This is a genomic window from Mycobacterium sp. NGS18, from assembly GCF_059813185.1.
Map to the genome: position 1 here is coordinate 80,406 of NZ_JCALEC010000005.1, position 13,546 is coordinate 93,951.

A 13,546-nucleotide genomic window follows, 5' to 3' on the forward strand; every position below is an offset into this window, starting at 1 on the left:
TCACCGCCTACCGGTTGACGACGGTGACCGGATGCAGGTAGGGCAGCTTCTCGGACGCGAGGGGGAAGACCAGGTCCCCGAACGGTGATAGCGCCCCGGCCCGGTCGGTGCGCAGCTCGCTCACTGCCGGTTCGCCGTCGGTCTCGGGCCACCCGTTGTCGACGTACCGGTTCTTGTTGTCCTGTTTCGCAGCCACGGCTCCCATTCTGACAGGTCGCGATCGGCGTCGCTCACCGGTTGGGCCTTACGCTGGTCGTCGATGACCGAACACGCGCGGGGTGTGCCGCTGGGATCGTGGCTGGCCGACCTGCCCGACGAGGGTCTGATCCGGCTACTGGAGCTGCGGCCCGACCTCGCCCAACCGCCGCCGGGCAGCATCGCCGCCCTGGCCGCGCGGGCGCAGGCCCGCCAGTCGGTCCGGGCGGCCACCGACGAGCTGGACTTCCTGCGGCTCGCCGTGATCGACGCCCTGCTGGTGCTGGATGCCGACGCCGCCGCGGTACCGGTGGCCGATCTGCTGACGCTGATCGGTGAGCGCGCACCCGCTGAGGCGGTGCACGAGGCGATAGCCGACCTGATCGAACGGGCGCTGTGCTGGGGTTCGCATCAGCCCCCCGACGGTGTGCTGCGGGTGGCCGCCGAGGCCGGGGCCGGCTTGCCGTGGCACCCGGGCCAGGTCACCCAGGAGGATCCGGCGACCGAACACATCGCCGGGGCCATCGCCGATCTGGACGGCCCGCAGCGCGACCTGCTGGACAAGCTGCTGGCGGGCTCCCCGATCGGCCGCACCCGCGACGCCGGCCCCGGCGCGCCGCCGGAGCATCCGGTGCCGCGGCTGCTGGCGGCGGGGCTGTTGCGCCGCATCGACGACGAAACGGTGATCCTGCCGCGCCTGGTCGGCCAGGTGCTGCGCGGTGAGCAGCCCTGCCCGACCGCCCTGCGCGCCCCCGACCCGGTGGTGTCGCAGACCACGGCCGCCGATGTCGACGCGGCCGCCGCGGGCGCGGTGATCGACCTGCTGCGCGAACTCGACGTGCTGCTCACCAGCCTGGGCGATACGCCGGTGCCGGAGCTGCGCACCGGCGGGCTGGGTGTCCGCGAGGTCAAGCGGCTGGCCAAGACGACCGGCGTCGACGAGACCCGGCTGGGCCTGCTGCTCGAGGTGGCCGCCACCGCCCGGCTGATCGCCTCCGACTATCCCGACCCCACCACCGTCGACCAGCGGGAGTGGCCCGACGCGGACGGGCCGTACTGGGCGCCGACGGTGCTGGCCGACCGGTTCGCCGAGCGACCGACCGCCGAGCGCTGGCAGCTGCTGGCCGCCACCTGGCTGGAGCTGCCGGCCCGGCCGGGACTGATCGGCAGCCGCGGCGCGGACGGCAAACCGCGGGCGGCGCTGTCCACGCCGCTGTTCTCCACCGCCGCCCCACTGGATCGCCGGCTGCTGCTGGGCATGCTCGCTGAACTGCCCGTCGGTGCCGGCGCCGACGCCGTCTCCGCATCCCAGGCTTTGATCTGGCGGCGGCCGCGCTGGGCCAATCGGCTGCAGCCCGGGCCGGTGGGCGAGCTGCTCGACGAGGCGCACGCCCTGGGCGTGCTGGGCCGCGGCGCCATCAGCTCCCCGGGGCGGGCGTTGCTGGCCGGCTTGTCCAATGGCGCAGCCGAGCCCGCCGCCCTCGCGGCCGTGTCGGCCATGACCAAGGCGCTTCCCGAGCCGATCGACCATTTCCTGGTGCAAGCCGACCTGACCGTGGTGGTGCCCGGACCGCTGAAGCGCGAGCTGGCCGAAGAGTTGGGCGTGGTGGCCACCGTGGAATCGGCCGGGGCGGCGATGGTCTACCGGGTCTCCGAACAGACCATCCGGGCCGCTCTGGACGTCGGCCGCACCGGCGCCGGATTGCACGCGTTCTTCGGAAAGCACTCGAAGACCCCGGTGCCGCAAGGGCTCACCTACTTGATCGACGACGTCGCGCGCCGGCACGGGCAGCTGCGGATCGGGATGGCGGCGTCCTTCGTGCGCTGCGAGGATCCGGCCCTGCTGGCTCAGGCGGCCGCGGTTCCGGCCGCCGAGGCGCTCGGTCTGCGGGTGTTGGCCCCGACGGTGGCGGTGGCCCAGGCCCCGATCGCCGACGTGCTGGCGGCGTTGCGCGACGCCGGTTTCGCCCCGGCCGCCGAAGATGCCAGCGGAACGATCGTCGACATCCGCCCCCGCGGGGTGCGGGTGCCGACGCCGGCCGAGCGCCGCGGCCACCGGCCGGTCGCCGGGCCCAGTGGCGAGAGCTTGACCTCGCTGGTGCGGGTGCTGCGCACGGTGACCTCGGCGCCGTTCGACAACATCCGGTTGGAGCCGGTGACCGCGATGATCCTGCTGAAGCGCGCCGCCAGCGAGGGGTCCACGGTGCTGATCGGCTACGTCGACGCCGCCGGGGTGGCCACCCAGCGGGAGGTCTCCCCCGTGCTGGTCCGCGGCGGCCAGTTGGTGGCATTCGACTCGACCTCGGGCCAGATGCGCGAGTTCACCATCCACCGCATCACGACCATCTCGGCCGCCGACGGGAATCAGTAGGCCACGCTTCCCGACGGTGGCTCGTAGCATGGTCTACGGGCTCATCGAAGGGACCACCCATCGTGACCGTCGATCGCGAACAGCCGCTGGGCTACGCCGACCTGCGCGGTGATCTGGCCGGCCGCTACCACCCCACGCCCACCGGCGGCGCCCAGGTCGACGAGGAGCTGGTCGACGCCGACCTCGCCGCCCTCGACCGCGACGGCTACCTCATCTGGGAAGGACTGCTCGACGGCGACGAATGCGCCGCGATCCGCGCCGAGGTAAGCCCGCTGCTGGGCCACACCGGACGGAATTCCTTCGAAGGCAATCGCACTCAGCGCGCCTACGGTCTGCTGAACAAGACCCGGCTGTGCGACCGGCTCGTCGAGCATCCGCGGGTGCTGGCGGTCCTCGACCGGCTGCTGCTGCCCAACTATCTGCTGTCGATCCTGCAGGCCATCAACATCCAGCCAGGCGAATCGGCGCAGCTGCTGCATGTCGACGACGGGTTCTATCCCGTTCCGAGGCCGCACCCGCCGCTGGGAGCGGCAACCATCTGGGCGATCGACGACTTCACCGAAGACAACGGCGCCACCGTCGTGCTGCCGGGCAGCCAGCGCTGGGGCCGCCGCGAACCGGGCGACGCCGACGTGCGCAGGCCGGTGGTGATGCCCGCCGGCTCCTGCGTGTTCTTCGTCTCGACGCTGTGGCACGGCGGCGGCGCCAACCACTCGACCGGGGCACGGCTGGCCGTCACCGCGCAGTACTGCCAACCGTGGCTGCGCCCGATGGAGGCGTTCACCCTATCGGTGCCGCCGGCCACGGCCCGGGGGCTCTCCGACGACATCAAACGGATGCTCGGCTACAGCATCCATCCACCTTTTGTGGGCGCGGTCGACGGTATGCATCCGTTGCGGCTGCTCGAACAGGGCGGCGCGGCCGTGTCGGTGCGCCCCGGATAATGGGCGCATGAGCACCGACGGGCCGTTGATCGTCCAATCCGACAAGACCGTGTTGCTCGAGGTCGACCATGAGCAGGCTGGCGCAGCGCGTGCTGCGATCGCGCCGTTCGCCGAATTGGAACGCGCCCCCGAGCACATCCACACCTACCGCATCACCCCGCTGGCGTTGTGGAACGCCCGCGCGGCCGGTCACGACGCCGAACAGGTGGTCGACGCCCTGGTCACCCACTCCCGCTACGCGGTGCCCCAGCCGCTGCTGGTCGACATCGTCGACACCATGGCCCGCTACGGGCGCCTGCAGCTGGTGAAGAGCCCGGTGCACGGCCTGACCCTGGTCAGCCTGGATCGTGCGGTGCTCGAGGAGGTGCTGCGAAACAAGAAGATCACCCCGATGCTCGGCGCCCGCATCGACGACGACACCGTGGTGGTGCATCCCAGCGAGCGCGGCCGAGTCAAGCAGATGCTGCTCAAAATCGGTTGGCCCGCGGAGGATCTGGCCGGCTACGTCGACGGCGAGGCGCATCCGATCGCGCTGGAGCAGGACGGCTGGGCGCTGCGCGACTACCAGGAGATGGCCGCCGACTCGTTCTGGTCGGGCGGCTCGGGGGTGGTGGTGCTGCCCTGCGGTGCCGGCAAAACGCTGGTGGGCGCCGCGGCGATGGCCAAAGCCGGTGCTACCACGCTGATCCTGGTCACCAACACCGTCGCCGGCCGGCAGTGGAAACGCGAGCTGATCGCGCGCACCTCGCTGACCGAAGAGGAGATCGGCGAATACTCCGGGGAGCGCAAGGAGATCCGGCCGGTCACCATCGCCACCTATCAGGTGATCACCCGGCGCACCAAGGGCGAATACCGGCACCTGGAGTTGTTCGACAGTCGCGACTGGGGGCTGATCATCTACGACGAGGTGCACCTGCTGCCCGCGCCGGTGTTCCGGATGACCGCCGATCTGCAGTCGCGCCGCCGCCTCGGGTTGACCGCCACCCTGATCCGCGAGGACGGCCGCGAAGGCGACGTGTTTTCCCTGATCGGGCCGAAACGCTACGACGCCCCGTGGAAGGACATCGAGGCCCAAGGCTGGATCGCCCCGGCCGAATGCATCGAGGTGCGGGTCACCATGACCGAGAGCGAGCGGATGACCTACGCCGTCGCCGAACCCGAGGAGCGCTACAAGCTGTGCTCGACGGTGCACTCCAAGATCGCGGTGGTGCGCTCGATCCTCAAGCAGCATCCCGGCGAGCAGACCCTGGTGATCGGCGCCTATCTCGACCAGCTGGAGGAACTGGGCGAGCAGCTGGACGCCCCGGTCATCCAGGGCTCGACGCGCACCGCCGAACGGGAGAAGCTGTTCGACGCTTTCCGCCGCGGTGAAATCTCCACGCTGGTGGTGTCCAAGGTCGCCAACTTCTCCATCGACCTGCCGGAGGCCTCGGTGGCCGTGCAGGTCTCGGGCACCTTCGGCTCTCGCCAGGAGGAGGCCCAGCGGCTCGGCCGGCTGCTGCGCCCCAAAGCTGCCGGCGGCGGCGCGATTTTCTATTCGGTGGTGGCCCGCGACAGTCTGGACGCCGAATACGCGGCGCACCGGCAGCGGTTTCTGGCCGAGCAGGGCTACGGCTACATCATCCGCGACGCCGACGACCTGCTCGGCCCGGCGATCTGACGCGACCCGCGCGCAAGCTATCCGCGCGCGGCGGGGCATGGCGGTTAGCCTCGAAACATGGCGTTATCCAAGGACGAACGCGAACAGTTTCTGGCCGAGCCACACATCGCAGCGCTGTCGGTGAGTGCGGGAGACGGCCGTGGCCCACTGACGGTGCCGATCTGGTATCAGTACGAACCGGGCGGCGAGCCCTGGGTCCTCACCGGCGTCGAGTCACGCAAGAGGCGGCTCATCGAGGCCGCCGGCTGTTTTTCGCTCATGGTGGAGCGGACGGAGCCGACCGTCCGCTATGTCGCCGTCGACGGTGCCGTCAGCCGCATCGAGCCCGGCACCGACGACCATCACGCCGAGCTGGCCCACCGCTACCTTCCCCACGACCGGGCCGAGAAGTTCCTCGAGTTCGCACGGACCGAACTGGGCGAGTACGTGGCCATTCATCTGCGCCCCCAGCACTGGCTCTCCGCTGACATGGGAGCCATCTAGACGCTATGGGGGCCAGGAGGCTGCTGTTCCGGGCCATGTACCGGCTGGGGTTCACCCCCTGGGATGGCCACGCCCTGGCCCGCGGACTGCGCAATCTGGTCGAGATCGACGCCAGCGTGGCGTTGTCCCCGGGCACCGCACTGGATCTCGGCTGCGGCACCGGAGACAACTCGATCTACCTGGCGCAGAACGGATGGCAAGTCACCGGCGTCGACTTCGCCCCACGGGCGTTGCGCACCGCGCGGGTCAAAGCCCAGGCCGGCAAGGTGTCGGTGCGGTTCGTCTGCGCCGACATCGGCCAACTCGCCGCAGCCGGTCTCGGCGACGACTTCGACCTGGTGACCGACAGCGGTTGCCTGCACGGGATGAACGACCACGATCGGGAGGTCTACGCCCGGCAGGTCAATGCGGTGACCGGACCCGACTCGCGGCTGCTGATCGTCGCATTCACTCCGGGCGCACTGTTCGGCGTCCGCGGCATCGACCAGGCCGAGATCGTCCGGCTCTTCGCCCCGGAGTGGGAACTGGTCAGCGCCGGCGATGAGCCGAACTATCTGCCCGCCAACGGCGGCCAGCCGGTGCGCCATTACCTGTTGGCGCGCCGGCCCTGACCGGTTAGGCCCCGCAGGCGCTGGGCAGCAACATCATCAGCGGCCACAGCAACACCCCGGCCACCGTCGCCACCTCGTAGATGCTGTTGGGCGGTATGCCGAACTGCTGCTCGGCCCGGGTCTGCAGCAGTTCCACGCCGTCGGGGCGCAGGAACAGGCACACCACCCCGATGATCGCGTACACCAAACCCAGCCACAGCGCCGTTTCCAGCAGTTTGGCGATGCTCACGTTCACCCGGTAGTCCAACAGACGCGAAATCCCCCGAAGCCACTCGGGTTCGGGGGATTGCACGCCTGTGAGCCTAGCTAAAGGAGCGAGGACGGCGGGGTGAACCGGTCGCCGTATTTGGCGGCCAGTTCCTTGGCCCGCGCCACGAAGGCCTCCTTGCCCACGCCGTGCGGGCCTTCGTAGCCGACGATGAACTGGTGGGTGCCGCCGGTCCACGGCGGGAACCCGATGCCCATGATCGCGCCGATGTTGGCGTCGGCGGTCGAGGTCAGCACACCCTCGTCGAGGCACTTCTGGGTCTCCAGCGCCTCGGCGAACAGCATCCGGTCGATCATGTCCTGCAGCGGCGGGGTGGAACTGCCGGAGTTGAACGTCTCCCGCAGCCCCGACCACAGACCGGTGCGCTTACCGTCGACGTACTCGTAGAAGCCGGCGCCCTTGAGACGCGACGGACGGCCGAGCTCGATCATCTTCTCGACGACCGTCTCGTTCATCTGCTTCTCGTAGGTGCCGCCGGCCGCCTCGATGCCCTCGCGGGTGGCGACGGCGATCTTGTGCATCAGCTCCAGGTTCAGCTCGTCGGAGAGCTGCAGCGGTGCCGCCGGGTAGCCGGCCTGCAGTCCGGCCTGCTCGATGCTGGCCGGCTCCACGCCCTCACCGAGCATCATCAGCGCCTCATTGATGAAGGTGCCGATCACGCGGGAGGTGTAGAAGCCGCGGCTGTCGTTGACCACGATCGGGGTCTTCTTGATCGCCAGCACGTAGTCGAACACCCGGGCCAGCGCCTCGTCGGAGGTCTTCTCGCCGCGGATGATCTCCACCAGCGGCATCTTGTCGACCGGCGAGAAGAAGTGGATGCCGATGAAGTCCTCCTGGCGCTTCACGCCGGTCGCCAGACCGGTGATCGGCAACGTGGAGGTGTTCGACCCTAGCAGCGCGTTGGGCTCGACGATGTCCTCGATCTCCTGGAACACCTTGTGCTTGAGGTCCTGGCTCTCGAACACCGCCTCGATCACGAAGTCGACACCCTTGAGGTCAGCCGGGTCGCCGGTCGGAGTGATCTTGTCCAGCAGCGCCTTTGAGCGCTCCTCGGTGGTGCGGCCGCGCTCCAGAGCCTTGGCTTCCAGCTTCTCCGAGTAGCCCTTGCCCTTCTGCGCCGCCTCCAGGCTGACGTCCTTGAGCACCACGTCGTAACCGGCCTTGGCCGACACGTAGGCGATGCCCGCGCCCATCATCCCGGCACCGAGCACACCGATCTTCTTGATCGGGGTCTGGCCGATGCCGTCGGGCCGGCTGCCGCCGCCGTTGATGTGCTGCAGATCCAGGAAGAACGCCTGGATCATGTTCTTGGCGACCTGGCCGGTGACCAGCGAGGTGAAGTACCGGCTCTCGATGCGGCTGGCGGTGTCGAAGTCCACCGCCGCGCCCTCGACCGCGGCCGAGAGGATGGCCCGCGGCGCGGGCATCGGTGCACCCTTGAGCTGCTTGCGCAGCAGGGCCGGGAACGACGGCAGGATCGCCGCCAGCGACGGCGTCGACGGGGTGCCGCCGGGAATCTTGTAGCCCTTGACATCCCACGGCTGGGTGTGGGCGTCGGGGTTGGCCTTGATCCAGGCCTTGGCGGCCGGCACCAGCTCTTCGACGGTCGGCAGCACCTCGTCGACCAGGCCGATCTCCTTGGCCTTGGCCGGCTTGAACCGGGTGCCCTGGGCCAGCACGTTCATGAACGCGTTCTGGATGCCCAGCATGCGCACCGTGCGGGTGACACCGCCACCGCCGGGCAGCAGGCCCAGGGTGACCTCGGGCAGGCCGAGCTGGCTGCCCTTGGCGTCGGCGGCGATCCGGTGGTGGCAGGCCAGCGCGATCTCCAGGCCGCCGCCCAGCGCCGCACCGTTGATGGCGGCGACGACCGGCTTGCCCAGGGTCTCCAGCGCGCGCAGGTCGGCCTTGATGTTCTCCACCTGGTCGAACGCCTGCTGGGCGTTGTCCGGGCCGACGTTGATCATCGCCTTGAGGTCGCCGCCGGCGAAGAAGGTCTTCTTCGCGCTGGTGATGACCACACCGGTGATCGAATCCTTCTCCGCCACAAGGCGTTGCACCGCGTTGTGCATGGATTGGCTGTAGTGCTCGTTCATCACGTTGGCCGACCCGGTCGGGTCGTCCAGGGTCAGCGTGACGATGCCGTCAGCGTCCTTGTCCCAGTTGATGGTGTTCTCTGCCATTTTTGAAAAACCCTCTCAGACGCGCTCGATGATGGTGGCGACGCCCATGCCACCGCCGATGCAGAGTGTGATCAGAGCGCGGCGGGCACCCCGGCGCTCCAGTTCGTCGACCATGGTGCCGGTGATCATCGCGCCGGTGGCGCCCAGCGGGTGGCCCATGGCGATGGCGCCACCGTTGACGTTGAGCTTCTCGTCCGGGATGTTCAGGTCCTTCTGGAACTTCAGCACCACGGAGGCGAAGGCCTCGTTGAGCTCGAACAGGTCGATGTCATCGACGGTCATGCCGGCGCGGTCGAGCACCCGCTGGGTGGCGGGGGTCGGGCCGGTGAGCATGATGACCGGGTCGGCGCCGGACGTGGCCGCGGCCACGATGCGGGCCCGCGGGGTCAGCCCCTGCTCCTTGCCGGCTTTCTCGCTGCCGATCAGCACCAGCGCGGCGCCGTCGACAATCCCGGAGCTGTTGCCGCCGGTGTGGACGTGGTTGATCTTCTCGACGAAGTGGTATTTCTGCAGCGCCACGTCGTCGAAGCCGCCCATCGCGCCGATCCCGTCGAACGCGGTCTTGAGCTTGCCCAGGCCCTCCAGGGTGGTGTCGGGCCGCATGTGCTCGTCGTGGTCAAGCACGACCAGGCCGTTCTGGTCGCGGACCGGGACCACCGACTTGGCGAAGTAGCCGCCCGACCAGGCCGCGGCGGCCTTCTCCTGGCTGCGCAGCGCGTAGCGGTCGACGTCGTCGCGGGAGAAGCCCTCGATGGTGGCGATCAGGTCGGCGCCGATGCCCTGCGGCACGAAGCCGATCTGGTAGTTGGTGTTGGGGTCGCTGGCCCAGGCGCCGCCGTCGGAGCCCATCGGGACCCGGCTCATCGACTCCACGCCACCGGCGAGCACCAGGTCGTCGAACCCGGCCTTGACCTTGGCGGCGGCGGTGTTGATGGCCTCCAGGCCGGAGGCGCAGAACCGGTTGAGCTGGACGCCGCCGGTGGTCTCGGGCATGCCGGCGGCCAGCATCGCGGTGCGGGCGATGTCACCGCCCTGGTCGCCGACCGGCGACACCACGCCGAAGACGGCGTCGCTGATCTGGTTGACGTCCAGATCCGGGTAGCGGGTGCGCAGCTCGTTGACCAGGCCGACCGCCAGGCTGACCGGCTTGATCTCGTTCAGCGCCCCGTTTTTCTGCTTGCCGCGCGGGGTGCGAATGGCCTCGTAGATGAAGGCTTCTTCGGACATGACTGGAGTTCCTCTCCGGTATTGGGTGTTCTTCGATTGCGTCCTGCTGGGCAGCGTAGACCTCTGGTTCTCACCCTAACAGGGCTGCCTATCAACCGGATGGTTGGGCAAAGTCCCTGGCCTTCCCGCGGCCCGAAACCGACGTTTTGCAGACAAAGTGCGAGAACATCCCTGCACAACGTCGGTCTCGGCGCTGGAGCGAGTAACCGGTCCCGATTTCACCCCCGGGACGGGCGGGGCAGGCCGGGGATGCTCGACACGCTTTAGGCTCGATATCCATGACGGTGTCGCGGCTGCAGCCCTATGCCACCACGATCTTCGCCGAGATGTCGGCGTTGGCCGCGCGGATCGGCGCGGTCAACCTCGGGCAGGGGTTTCCCGACGAGGATGGGCCCACGTCGATGCTGGACGCCGCCCGCGCGGCGATCGCCGTCGGCGTCAATCAGTACCCGCCCGGTCTCGGCGTCCCCGCCCTGCGCGAAGCGATCGCTCGTCAGCGCAGCCGGCACTTCGGCATGGATTACGACCCGGAGACCGAAGTGCTGGTGACGGTCGGGGCCACCGAGGCCATCGCCGCCGCGGTGCTCGGGCTGGTCGAGCCGGGCTCCGAGGTGTTGCTGATCGAGCCGTTCTACGACTCCTATTCGCCGGTGGTCGCCATGGCCGGGGCGCGGCGGGTCAGCGTGTCGCTGGTTCCCGACGGCCGCGGCTTCGCCCTTGACACCGACGCGCTGCGGCGCGCCATCACTCCGGCGACCCGCGCGCTGATCGTCAACTCCCCGCACAACCCGACCGGCACGGTGTTCACCGAGTCCGAGCTCGCGGCGATCGCCCGGATCGCGGTGGAGGCCGATCTGCTGGTGATCGCCGACGAGGTCTACGAGCACCTGGTCTTTGCCGGACGCACTCACCTGCCGCTGGCCGGGTTCGAAGGCATGGCGCAGCGCACCGTCACCATCTCCAGTGCGGCGAAGATGTTCAACTGCACCGGCTGGAAGATCGGTTGGGCCTGCGGGCCGGCGGACCTACTGGCCGGGGTACGGGCCGCCAAGCAGTACCTGAGCTATGTCGGCGGGGCGCCGTTCCAACCGGCGGTGGCGTTAGCACTCGACGCCGAGGACGCCTGGGTCTCGGCACTGCGCACCACCATGCAGACCCGCCGGGACCTGTTGAGCGATGGACTCCGCCAGGTCGGTTTCGAGGTGCACGACAGTTTCGGCACCTATTTCCTGTGCGCCGACCCGCGACCGCTGGGCTACGACGACAGCACCGCGTTCTGCGCCGAACTGCCGCATCGGGCCGGGGTGGCGGCGATCCCGCTGTCGGCGTTCTGTGTACCGGCGGCCGAAGCGACCGCCCCTGAGGTGTGGAATCACTTGGTGCGGTTCACGTTTGTCAAACCGGAGAACACCCTCGACGAGGCGATCCGGCGACTGGCGGTGCTGCGGGACGGGCCGGTCACGGCTCGGTAGGCGTCGCGCCGTCGCCCATCACCCGCTCACGCAGCCGCTCGGTGGCGGTGGCCAACACCACCTTGCTGGCGCGCCGGACCAGAAACGCCGGAATCGGCCCCGACGGTTCCACGGTGATGTCGAAGCGCACCCGGGTGCTGTCCGGACCTTCCCGGGTCAAGGTGTACTCGACGTGCTGGGCGCGTTGCTGCGCCGTTGCTTTGGCATCCCAGACCATCCAGTCCGGGCCCCAGTGATACTCCAGAATCTCCTTGTCCACCAAGCCCAGAACCTTGATGGTGGCGCGGACGTGGTGGGGGCGGCCGTCCTCGTAGGTGTCGAGGATTTCCACCCGCTTGTGCACCGGCGACCACGACACCAAGTCAGCGACGTCGGCCAGCGCGTCGAGAATTTTCTCCGGCGGCGCCTCAATCACAATTTCCCGCGATGCTCGAACAGCCACTGCCCCGAGCCTAGTCGGGCGACCAGCGCCCGGCAGCGTTTCCCCGAACCGAAGTCAGCGACCCTTTTTGATCTTGAGCACTTGTGACCGCAGACCGTCGGTGGCGGTTTTCATGCCGCCCTTGAGGGTGCTTTTGAGCAGGAACCCCGGGATCGGAATCGACGGGTCGACGCTTAAGTCGAAGCGGACTTTGGTCTTGTCGCCCTGTGGCGTCAGGGTGTACTTGGCGTCCTGCGCCTTGAGTTGGCCGGCCGACACCAGCGTCCAGCCGACGCTCTCGGCGGTCCAGGTGTATTCGACGACCTGCTCGTCGGTGAGACCGGCGGCCTTGATCCGCAGCCGTACCCGGCGCGGACGGCCGTTGTCGTAGGTGTCGAGTACCTCGGCGCTCTGGTACTGCGGGGACCAGGAGGGCACGTTCTCGATGTCGGCGAGGACATCGAAGATCTCCTCGGGGCCGGCTTCGATGACCACTTCGCGGGAATCCTTGACTGCCATGGCTGGCAACGATAGCCAGCCCTGCGGTGGCGCGCGGGGATTTGCGCCGCACGAAGCGGTCGCGCTCCCGGCCGGCGGTGGCACGATGGAGTTCATGCATGTGACCCCGCGCATCGCCGCACCCCTGCTGGCCGCCGTGGCATCGGCATTGGCCGTCGCGCCCGCCGCGCACGCCGACGACGCCAGCTATCTGGCGCAGGTCAACGCCTCGCCGGTGGCCATCCCGATCGCCGATGACGTCAAGGTCAGCTCGGGCCACTACGTCTGTGCTTTGTTGCGGATGTATGGCCACACCGGGACCTACCGGTCCGGGCTCTCGCCGGGGGACGTGGTGCGCCAGCTGACCAACACCTTCCACTACAGTCCCGAAGCCGCCGACGTCCAGATCGCCGCCGCGCAGTCCGAACTCTGCCCGGAGACGTTGCGGCCGTGAGCTTTTAACCGAGACCGAACCCGACGCCCGGACCACCCTTGGCGTTGACGTCGGCGAGGACCTCCTTGAACATCACGATCCCCGGCCCCGACTGGTCCGGCGGGGCGACCGGGGTGGAGCCGTCGCGGACCATGCCGACGATCAGATTGTCGATGGTGATCGGTGACCCGTCATCCCCGGGTTGCCACCACTCCTCAGCGGTGGTGTTCACGCCATCGGGCCCGGTGTCGTAGCAATTCAGGCCGGTGCCCCGGCCGAGCTTGCATGCCTGCTTGGCGGCGGCCGGTTCCGGCACGGCAGGTTCGGGCGCGGCGGGTTCCGGGCCGGCGGGTTCCGGGCTGGCGGCTTCGGGGGCGGCGGGTTCCGGGCCGGCGGGCTCCGGGTTAGCGGGTTGGGGCTCCGGGGGCCCGATACCGAAGATTCCGAAGCCTTCGTAGTCGGCGATCGGCTTTACCCTGACCGGATCGAACTCGATCACCGCGTAGCCCACCGCATCGTCGGCGGCCACCACCGTGCCCACGATCCCGCGCTCTTCGGCGCCCTCGGCGACGACTTCAGAACCCGGTCCGCCGCAGTGGGCTGAGGTGAAACCGATCAGCCGACCGTCGCTGTCGTGGCCCATGGCGGTCAGCGTGCACAGCGTGTCGTCGTGGAGCACGATCGCAGCACCGCCGCCGAGCAGAATCTGGTCACCGGCCGCGGCGCCGGCCGGCAGTCCGATGGCTGCGATCACGGCGGTAACGACGACCGCCAACATCG

At 69.1% G+C, this 13,546-nt stretch carries 14 protein-coding genes; 7 read left to right on the plus strand and 7 right to left on the minus strand.

All coding sequences use genetic code 11. The features are described 5' to 3' along the window. Positions 1-7: 7 nt before the first annotated feature. Entirely contained in the window at positions 8-205 is a 198-nt protein-coding gene (locus AC5Y31_RS11630; RefSeq protein WP_301631309.1) for a hypothetical protein, read from the minus strand. A gap of 54 nt (positions 206-259) precedes the next feature. Here AC5Y31_RS11630 and AC5Y31_RS11635 point away from each other — a divergent pair, with 54 nt between their 5' ends. The 5 genes from AC5Y31_RS11635 (at position 260) to AC5Y31_RS11655 (ending at position 6,264) form a co-directional block, all read left to right on the plus strand. Then, complete coding sequence (locus AC5Y31_RS11635; RefSeq protein WP_499980488.1) at positions 260-2,566, plus strand: helicase-associated domain-containing protein; 2,307 nt, start codon at positions 260-262, stop codon at positions 2,564-2,566. A 62-nt stretch (positions 2,567-2,628) separates the two neighbouring features. Beyond that, complete coding sequence (locus AC5Y31_RS11640) at positions 2,629-3,510, plus strand: phytanoyl-CoA dioxygenase family protein (protein WP_499980489.1); 882 nt, start codon at positions 2,629-2,631, stop codon at positions 3,508-3,510. Positions 3,511-3,517: 7 nt separating this feature from the next. Continuing rightward, positions 3,518-5,170 (plus strand): DNA repair helicase XPB, encoded by a 1,653-nt coding sequence (locus AC5Y31_RS11645; protein WP_065023022.1) that lies wholly within the window; start codon positions 3,518-3,520, stop codon positions 5,168-5,170. A 57-nt stretch (positions 5,171-5,227) separates the two neighbouring features. Next, positions 5,228-5,653 carry a pyridoxamine 5'-phosphate oxidase family protein gene (locus tag AC5Y31_RS11650; protein ID WP_499980491.1) on the plus strand — a complete coding sequence of 142 codons (426 nt, stop codon included), beginning with the start codon at positions 5,228-5,230 and terminating at the stop codon, positions 5,651-5,653. A gap of 5 nt (positions 5,654-5,658) precedes the next feature. After that, positions 5,659-6,264, plus strand: a complete 606-nt coding sequence (locus tag AC5Y31_RS11655) for a class I SAM-dependent methyltransferase (protein WP_499980493.1) — start codon at positions 5,659-5,661, stop codon at positions 6,262-6,264. 4 nt (positions 6,265-6,268) lie between these two features. Here the strand turns inward: AC5Y31_RS11655 and AC5Y31_RS11660 are convergent, their stop codons facing one another. From AC5Y31_RS11660 to AC5Y31_RS11670, 3 genes are read right to left on the minus strand one after another with little or no spacing between them, the layout of a single operon-like run. Next, complete coding sequence (locus tag AC5Y31_RS11660; protein ID WP_499980494.1) at positions 6,269-6,556, minus strand: hypothetical protein; 288 nt, start codon at positions 6,554-6,556, stop codon at positions 6,269-6,271. A 14-nt stretch (positions 6,557-6,570) separates the two neighbouring features. After that, positions 6,571-8,715 carry a 3-hydroxyacyl-CoA dehydrogenase NAD-binding domain-containing protein gene (locus AC5Y31_RS11665; RefSeq protein WP_499980495.1) on the minus strand — a complete coding sequence of 715 codons (2,145 nt, stop codon included), beginning with the start codon at positions 8,713-8,715 and terminating at the stop codon, positions 6,571-6,573. A 15-nt stretch (positions 8,716-8,730) separates the two neighbouring features. Beyond that, positions 8,731-9,942 carry an acetyl-CoA C-acetyltransferase gene (locus AC5Y31_RS11670; RefSeq protein ID WP_065023431.1) on the minus strand — a complete coding sequence of 404 codons (1,212 nt, stop codon included), beginning with the start codon at positions 9,940-9,942 and terminating at the stop codon, positions 8,731-8,733. A 278-nt stretch (positions 9,943-10,220) separates the two neighbouring features. Here AC5Y31_RS11670 and AC5Y31_RS11675 point away from each other — a divergent pair, with 278 nt between their 5' ends. After that, the gene (locus AC5Y31_RS11675) at positions 10,221-11,414 is read left to right on the plus strand and encodes a pyridoxal phosphate-dependent aminotransferase (RefSeq protein WP_499980496.1); all 1,194 of its coding nucleotides are present in this window, start codon (positions 10,221-10,223) and stop codon (positions 11,412-11,414) included. On the opposite strand, the gene AC5Y31_RS11680 is transcribed toward AC5Y31_RS11675, so the two are convergent. Continuing rightward, positions 11,401-11,856 carry an SRPBCC family protein gene (locus AC5Y31_RS11680; RefSeq protein WP_065023433.1) on the minus strand — a complete coding sequence of 152 codons (456 nt, stop codon included), beginning with the start codon at positions 11,854-11,856 and terminating at the stop codon, positions 11,401-11,403. The two genes, AC5Y31_RS11675 and AC5Y31_RS11680, sit on opposite strands and share 14 nt — an antisense overlap. 54 nt (positions 11,857-11,910) lie before the next feature. Next, the gene (locus AC5Y31_RS11685) at positions 11,911-12,354 is read right to left on the minus strand and encodes an SRPBCC family protein (RefSeq protein WP_499980498.1); all 444 of its coding nucleotides are present in this window, start codon (positions 12,352-12,354) and stop codon (positions 11,911-11,913) included. On the opposite strand from AC5Y31_RS11685, the gene AC5Y31_RS11690 reads away from it, so the two are divergent. Next, the gene (locus AC5Y31_RS11690) at positions 12,353-12,787 is read left to right on the plus strand and encodes a DUF732 domain-containing protein (protein WP_234787291.1); all 435 of its coding nucleotides are present in this window, start codon (positions 12,353-12,355) and stop codon (positions 12,785-12,787) included. The two genes, AC5Y31_RS11685 and AC5Y31_RS11690, sit on opposite strands and share 2 nt — an antisense overlap. A gap of 4 nt (positions 12,788-12,791) precedes the next feature. Here the strand turns inward: AC5Y31_RS11690 and AC5Y31_RS11695 are convergent, their stop codons facing one another. Beyond that, positions 12,792-13,544 (minus strand): chymotrypsin family serine protease, encoded by a 753-nt coding sequence (locus AC5Y31_RS11695; protein ID WP_499980790.1) that lies wholly within the window; start codon positions 13,542-13,544, stop codon positions 12,792-12,794. Positions 13,545-13,546: the final 2 nt, after the last annotated feature.

What these genes read in the sequence shown, in the direction of transcription:
- AC5Y31_RS11675 (WP_499980496.1), top strand. Translation starts at nt 10,221, where the DNA reads ATGACGGTGTCGCGGCTGCAGCCCTATGCCACCACGATCTTCGCCGAG.
- AC5Y31_RS11670 (WP_065023431.1), bottom strand. Translation starts at nt 9,942, where the DNA reads ATGTCCGAAGAAGCCTTCATCTACGAGGCCATTCGCACCCCGCGCGGC.
- AC5Y31_RS11650 (WP_499980491.1), top strand. Translation starts at nt 5,228, where the DNA reads ATGGCGTTATCCAAGGACGAACGCGAACAGTTTCTGGCCGAGCCACAC.
- AC5Y31_RS11665 (WP_499980495.1), bottom strand. Translation starts at nt 8,715, where the DNA reads ATGGCAGAGAACACCATCAACTGGGACAAGGACGCTGACGGCATCGTC.
- AC5Y31_RS11635 (WP_499980488.1), top strand. Translation starts at nt 260, where the DNA reads ATGACCGAACACGCGCGGGGTGTGCCGCTGGGATCGTGGCTGGCCGAC.
- AC5Y31_RS11685 (WP_499980498.1), bottom strand. Translation starts at nt 12,354, where the DNA reads ATGGCAGTCAAGGATTCCCGCGAAGTGGTCATCGAAGCCGGCCCCGAG.
- AC5Y31_RS11645 (WP_065023022.1), top strand. Translation starts at nt 3,518, where the DNA reads ATGAGCACCGACGGGCCGTTGATCGTCCAATCCGACAAGACCGTGTTG.
- AC5Y31_RS11655 (WP_499980493.1), top strand. Translation starts at nt 5,659, where the DNA reads ATGGGGGCCAGGAGGCTGCTGTTCCGGGCCATGTACCGGCTGGGGTTC.
- AC5Y31_RS11690 (WP_234787291.1), top strand. Translation starts at nt 12,353, where the DNA reads ATGGCTGGCAACGATAGCCAGCCCTGCGGTGGCGCGCGGGGATTTGCG.
- AC5Y31_RS11630 (WP_301631309.1), bottom strand. Translation starts at nt 205, where the DNA reads ATGGGAGCCGTGGCTGCGAAACAGGACAACAAGAACCGGTACGTCGAC.
- AC5Y31_RS11695 (WP_499980790.1), bottom strand. Translation starts at nt 13,544, where the DNA reads ATGTTGGCGGTCGTCGTTACCGCCGTGATCGCAGCCATCGGACTGCCG.